This is a genomic window from Nocardioides sp. CPCC 206348, assembly GCF_048654705.1.
Taxonomy (GTDB): Bacteria; Actinomycetota; Actinomycetes; order Propionibacteriales; family Nocardioidaceae; genus Nocardioides.
This window is the reverse complement of the sequence record NZ_JBMCZA010000191.1, coordinates 28860-35131: the sequence shown is the minus strand read 5'-3', so window position 1 is coordinate 35131 and position 6272 is coordinate 28860. Positions and strand designations below refer to the sequence as shown.

Annotated in this window: 6 protein-coding genes; 2 read left to right on the top strand and 4 right to left on the bottom strand. The window is 69.8% G+C overall.

Features of this window, described 5'->3' with window-relative positions; all coding sequences use genetic code 11:
* A partial coding sequence (locus tag ACOADB_RS16570; RefSeq protein WP_378600778.1) for a CocE/NonD family hydrolase C-terminal non-catalytic domain-containing protein occupies positions 1-1238 on the top strand: 1238 nt, incomplete at its 5' end.
* 3 nt (positions 1239-1241) lie between these two features.
* Here the strand turns inward: ACOADB_RS16570 and ACOADB_RS16565 are convergent.
* From ACOADB_RS16565 to ACOADB_RS16550, 4 genes are read right to left on the bottom strand one after another with little or no spacing between them, the layout of a single operon-like run.
* Entirely contained in the window at positions 1242-2054 is an 813-nt protein-coding gene (locus ACOADB_RS16565; protein WP_378600775.1) for an ABC transporter permease, read from the bottom strand.
* Positions 2051-2851 (bottom strand): ABC transporter permease, encoded by an 801-nt coding sequence (locus ACOADB_RS16560; RefSeq protein WP_378600772.1) that lies wholly within the window; start codon positions 2849-2851, stop codon positions 2051-2053. Before ACOADB_RS16560 ends, ACOADB_RS16565 begins: the two co-directional genes overlap by 4 nt.
* An 18-nt stretch (positions 2852-2869) precedes the next feature.
* On the bottom strand, positions 2870-3703 hold the full coding sequence (locus tag ACOADB_RS16555) for an ABC transporter ATP-binding protein (protein WP_378600769.1): 834 nt from the start codon (positions 3701-3703) through the stop codon (positions 2870-2872).
* Positions 3704-3706: 3 nt separating this feature from the next.
* The gene (locus tag ACOADB_RS16550; RefSeq protein ID WP_378600766.1) at positions 3707-4810 is read right to left on the bottom strand and encodes an ABC transporter substrate-binding protein; all 1104 of its coding nucleotides are present in this window, start codon (positions 4808-4810) and stop codon (positions 3707-3709) included.
* Positions 4811-4978: 168 nt separating this feature from the next.
* On the opposite strand from ACOADB_RS16550, the gene ACOADB_RS16545 reads away from it, so the two are divergent.
* Positions 4979-6272 (top strand): xanthine dehydrogenase small subunit (locus ACOADB_RS16545; protein ID WP_378600763.1); only part of this gene is annotated, 1294 nt, incomplete at its 3' end.

Here is a 6272-nt window from a genome sequence, read left to right as displayed (position 1 = left end):
TGGCGTCGGTGGACGCCCGCGTGGACGCCCTGGTCCCGTTCGTCACCTGGAACGACCTCAGCTACAGCCTCGGGCCGAACAACACCGCGCAGACGAAGGGTGTCTCCACCTCGGTGCCCGGCGCCGCCAAGCTGATGTGGGCACTCGGGTTCGCCGTCGTCGGCGTGACCGGCGAGCTGCAGAACCAGCAGGTCCCGCCGGACCTGCCGTGTCCCAACTTCGCTGACTTCGTCTGTCCGGCGTTGCTGACGGCCGGGGCCACCGGCTTCCTGCAGCCGGGCGACATCGCCGCTCTGCGCCACGCGTCCGTGGCGTCGTACATCGCGAAGGTGAAGGTCCCGACCCTGCTCGTGCAGGGCGAACGGGACACGCTCTTCAACCTCAACGAGGCCGCCGCCACCTATCGCGCGCTGCAGGCCCAGGGCACCGAGACGAAGATGATCTGGCAGCAGGGCGGCCACTCCGGTGACTCCGCCCCCGGAGAGGTGAACTGGACGGACCCGTCGCAGGGCTACACGTCGGGTCGGGTCATCGGCTGGTTCGAGCGCCACCTCAAGGGACTGCCGGTGAGCACCGGCCCGGAGTTCGCGTACTTCCGCGACTGGGCCTCCTACTCAGGCAACGCCGCGCCTGCCTACGCGACGGCGACCGCCTTCCCCGTCGGGACGACGCGCACCTGGCGACTCTCGGGCACCGGCAACCTGGTGACCGGGGCGACGCCGTCGGCTGCTGGCAGCAAGTCCTTCCTCACCACGGCCGCCGGGTTGCCCACGCGACTGGACGAGATGGACGTCTTCGGCAGCGTGCTCGGGCCGATCAGCTCTGCGGTCAAGGACCTGCCCGGCACGTACGCCGCCTGGTCCACACCGTCCTTGACCGCCCCGTTGCGTGTTGCGGGCTCGCCGAAGGTCAACGTGAAGGTCGGTGCGCCGACGGCAGCCCTGACCCAGGCACTCGGCCCGATCGGTCAGCTCGTGCTGTTCGTCAAGGTGGTCGACGTGGCACCTGACGGCACCGCGACGATGATCAACGGCCTCGAGGCCCCGGTGCGGGTGCCTGACGTCAACAAGCCGTTCACTGTGACGCTCCCGGCGATCGTGCACCAGTTCGCCGCCGGTCACCAGGTCCGCCTGGTCGTGGCCGGCGGGTCGATCAACTACCGCGGCGGAGTGGTGGCCGCACCGGTGACCATCGCCTCCGGGTCGGCGCAGACGCTGAGCCTGCCGGTGGTGCCGTAGGGCTCAGGCCTGTTGCTGGCTCATCCCCATCCGGGCGAGCACGACGTTCTCCAGCAGCTGCACGAGGTTGTAGAGGACGAGGGTGATCGCGGTGATGATCGCGACCGAGGCCCACAGGTCGTCGAACTTCGCGGCGGCGTTGAACTTCTGGATCGAACCGCCGATGCCTTGGCCGGTCGAGAGCCACTCGGCGAGCAGCGCTCCCGTGACCGCTCCCGGGACGGAGACCCGGGCCGCGGCGAACAGTGAGGGCAGGGCCCCCGGGATCGAGACCTTGCGCAGTGCGGTGAGGTTCCCGCCGCCGTACACGTGGACGAGGTCGAGGCTCTCGCGGCTGGCCCGGCTCAGTCCGAACAAGGCGGAGGCAAGCGCGGGGAACAGCACCACGATGCTGCCGATGGTCGCCACCGAGGCGGTCGAGCCGCGGCCGGTGATCAGGATGATGACGGGCGAGATCGACACCAGCGGAACGCTGCGCAGCAGCAGCGCCAGCGGCATCACGCTCGCCTCGACGACCTTCGACAGCGAGAAGCAGACGGCCAGCACGATGGCGATCGACAGGCCCACGACGAAGCCCAGCGCGGAGTCCTGGAGGGTCTGGACCATCAGCGGCTGCATGGACGCGCGGTGATCGGCGGCCAGTCGTCCGGGCGCGGCACCGGCCTCGTCCACGAACAGGAACCGGAAGACGTCGAGCGGCCCCTTGGCGACGTACGGCGAGACGCCGGCGAAGCTGACCACGGCCTGCCACAGGGCGAGCACGATGAGCAGGGTGGCCAGGGCGTTGACCAGGGAGCGGCCGATGGCGCGGGTCATCGGGCGCTCCGTCCTGCCACCCAGGGAGTGATCAGCCGCGCGATCAGCCCGAACGCGGCGTACCCGATGAGGGCGACGAGCGCACACAGCAGGAACACCGCCCACACCCGGACCGAGTCGAGTGAGCCCTGGAGCCGGATGAGGGTGATGCCGACGCTGCGGTCCGTGGCGCCGAGGTACTCACCGAGGACCGCGCCCAGCAGGGAGGTCGGTACGGCGACCTGGAGCGCGTTGAGGATGGCCGGCAGGGCGGAGAGCAGGCGGACCTTGAGTAGCTGGCGGAGGCGTCCGCCCCCGAAGACGCGGACGACGTCGAGGCTGGCCCGGTCGGCCGCCTTGAACCCGAGCAGCGCGCCGACCACGGTGGTGAAGAAGACCGACAGGGCTGCCAGGAAGATGGCCGTCTTCGACGGGTCGCCCGGTGTGTTCGCACCTCCGAGCGCGACGATCGCGATGCCGCCGACCGCCACGATCGGCAGGCAGTAGGTCACGACGGCGATCTGGACCACGACCGGTTCGATCCGCGGCACCAGCAACACCGTGGCCGCCAGGAGCAGCGCGAGGCCGTTGCCCCACAGGAAGCCGATGGCGGCCTCGTGGATGGTGACCGAGAAGAAGTCCCAGTAGGCAGAGAAGCCGTCATCGATGATCTGGCGGAAGACCGCCAGCGGGGACGGGACGGGGTCGTAGGTGGTGCCGGCGTCCGGGCGGAACGCGAGCGCGGAGAACAGCCACCAGGCGGCGACCAGTCCGACGCAGCCGAGGACGGTCGCCAGCCAGCCGGGAATCCTGATCACGACCACCTCATGATGCGCTCATGACTCGGCGTCCGCGCGCCCGTCGGCACCGAACAGGATCTCCGAGGCCTGGTCGACGAGGGCGTGGAACTCGGGGGTCCGCATCATCTCGGGGGTGCGTGGCCGCGGCAGGTCGACGTCGATGATCGCCTTGATCCGGCCGGGCCGCGGCGACATCACCGCCACCTGGTCGGACAGGAAGATCGCCTCCGAGATGCCGTGCGTGACGAGCAGCGTGGTGGCCGGCTTCTCGGTCCAGATCCGCAGCAGCTCGAGGTTGAGGTTCTGGCGGGTCATGTCGTCGAGTGCGCCGAACGGCTCGTCGAGCAGCAGGACCGACGGCTTGAGCGCGAGGGCGCGGGCGATCGACACCCGCTGGCGCATGCCGCCGGACAGTTGCGCCGGCAGGCTCTTCTCGAAGCCACGCAGTCCGACGAGGTCGATCAGCTCCTCGATGTAGGCCGTGTCGACGGTGCGCCCGGCGACCTCGTAGGGCAGCCGGATGTTCTTGGTGACGCTGCGCCACGGCAGCAGTGCGTGGTCCTGGAAGGCGATGCCCAGCTCACTGCCCCGGCGCAGCTCGGCAGGCGTCTTCCCGTCCACCAGTGCCGTGCCGGCGCTCGGCTGCTCCAGGTCGGCGAGGATCCGCAGGATCGTCGACTTCCCGCAACCGGACGGGCCGAGCAGGGCGAGGAACGAGCCGACGTCGGTGTGGAGGTCGGCGTCCTCGAGCGCGTTGACCGTGCGGCCGCGGCCGACCTTGAACGTCTTGCTGAGTCCGGTCACCTGGATGCCGGTGCCCGGCGCCTGGGGGCGCGGGGCACCGGCATCGGCGGTTGCTTCGAGATCCATGGGTTACGGAAGGTATCCCTTGAGGTCCGGGTTCTCCTCGTAGATCTCGTCGATGATGGTCGTGTCGAAGAGGTCCTCGACGCTGACCTTCCAGCCGGCCGCCGCGAGCGACTCGACGGTCTGCGCCTTGAGCTCGTCGGTGATGGTGAACAGCCCGTTCGCCTCGGTGTCCGGAGTGGAGATCAGCAGCTTCTGCGCGTCCAGCCCGAGACCGGTCTTCTTCGGATCCAGTGCGCCGAACACGGCCTCGAGGCCCTCGGCGTTGTCGGAGGCGGCCTTGTTGTAGAACTCGGTGATCACGCCGACGGTGTCGGCGGTCGGGCTCTTGAAGACGTCGGTCCAGCCCTTGATCTCGGCGATCAGGAAGTCCTTGAGGAGCTCCTTGTTCTCGGCGAGGTACTGGTCGGTGACGCTGAAGGTCTCCGCGACGTACGGCACGCCGTTGTCGGCGTACGGCAGGTTGGTCACCTCGTGGCCCGCGAGCTCGACGGTGATCGCCTCGTTGGTCAGGTAGGCCATGAAGCCGTCGACCTTGCCCTCCATGAGGGGGGTCGGGTCGAAGTCGACGGGCACGACCTCGACCTCGTCCTTCGAGATGCCGTTGGCGTTCAGGATGGCCTCGAACACGCTCGCGTTGGAGTCCTGGACACCGATCTTCTTGCCCTTGAGGTCGGCGGGCGTCTTGATGTCACCGCCGTCCTTGAGGGACAGGATCGTGAACGGGTTCTTCTGGAACGTCGCGCCGATGATCTTCAGCGGGGCGTCCTCGTTGGCGATCGCGGCTCCGATCGATGCGGCATCGCTGAGCGCCACCTGCACGGTGCCGCTGAGCAGCTTCGCCACGCCGGTGTCGGGGCCCGAGATGCCGTTGACGGCGCTGAAGCCCGCGTCGTCGTAGTAGCCCTTGTCGTAGGCGTAGAACTCGCCGGCGAACTCCTCGTTCTTGATCCAGGAGTACTGGACGCTGATCTCGCCGTGGCCACTGCCTTCGTCGGCATCGTCACTGCCGCAGGCCGTGAGGCCGAGCATGCCGACGGTGGCCACCATCGTGGCCGCCATGATCCGGAAGCGCCGGCGCGCGTGCGGGCGAGGGGACGGGTGGGTCATGTGTTCTCCTGCGTGGGCTGGCTTCGGGACCGGTCCGAGATGCAACAGCAGTTGCTGATCAGTGACGCTATGAGCGCAGCGTTTCAGTGCTGTCGCCGTGGGTTTCGGGACGGTTAATTCGTTCGAGCTGGACCCGAAGGCATGGGGAGCGGGCCTACGGTGGGGGTGATGAGCACCGACCCGGCCGCCAATCTGCCGCAGGCTCCCGTCACCGTCAACGGGACCGTCCGGTCGTTCGCTGCTGCCGGCCCGGCGCTCAACGCCCTTGACTGGCTGCGCGGCATCGGGCTGACCGGTGCCAAGGAGGGATGTGCGGAGGGCGAGTGCGGCGCCTGCGCCGTCCTGATCGCCCGCCCGGGCGTCGACGCGCCGACGGAGTGGACGGCCGTCAACGCCTGCCTCATCCCGGCGGCGGCCCTGGCCGACCAGGAGGTGCTGACCTCGGAGGGTCTGGGTACTCCCGACGCGTTGCACCCCGTGCAGTGCGAGATCGCCGGTCGCGGCGGTTCCCAGTGCGGTTACTGCACGCCGGGCTTCGTCTGCAGCATGGCGGCGGAGTACTACCGGCCCGAACGCGTGGAGTTCGACCACCATGCGCTGTCCGGCAACCTGTGCCGCTGCACCGGCTATCGCCCGATCGTCGACGCCGCCGAAGCGCTGGGCCATCCGGTCGAGGGCGACCGCTTCCTCTCCCGTACGGCGGAGCCGACTCCTGCGGCGCCCGCGCGCCGTGCGCCCGGGTGGGTGCGCCCCGGCTCCCTCGACGAGGCCTTGACCGCACTCGGCGAACCGGGAGCGGTCGCCCTCGCGGGGTCGACCGACCTCGGGGTCGAGGCCAACCTGCGGGGAGCGCGTCCGGCGCTCCTGGTGGCGATCGACCAGCTGGACGAGCTGCGCGTGCTGGAGGAGCGGGACGACGTCGTGGAGATCGGCGCGGCCCTGTCGCTGTCCGAGGTCGAGCGGCAGCTCGCGGGCCGGATCCCCTTGCTGGACGCGGTGTTCCCGCAGTTCGCATCGCGGCTGATCCGCAACGGCGCGACGATCGGCGGCAACCTCGGCACGGCCTCGCCCATCGGTGACCTGCCGCCGGCGCTGCTCGCGCTGTCTGCGGAGATCGTGCTCGTCTCCCGCGCGGGGGAGCGCGTCGTGCCGCTGGCCGACTACTTCACCGGCTACCGGAAGACCGTGCGGCGGGAGGACGAGCTGATCGCCCGGGTCCGGATTCCCCTGCCGCTCGCCCCGGCTGCTGCGTTCCACAAGATCGCGAAGCGGCGGTTCGACGACATCTCGTCGGTCGCGGTCGCCTTCGCGGTCGAGGTGCTGGACGGCGCAGTGGCACGTGCCGCGATCGGGTTGGGTGGCGTGGCTGCCACGCCGATCCGGGCCACGGCGACGGAGGCTGCGCTGGTGGGCCAACCCTGGTCGGCGGCGACGGTGCGGGCCGCGGCGGAGGTGCTGGCCG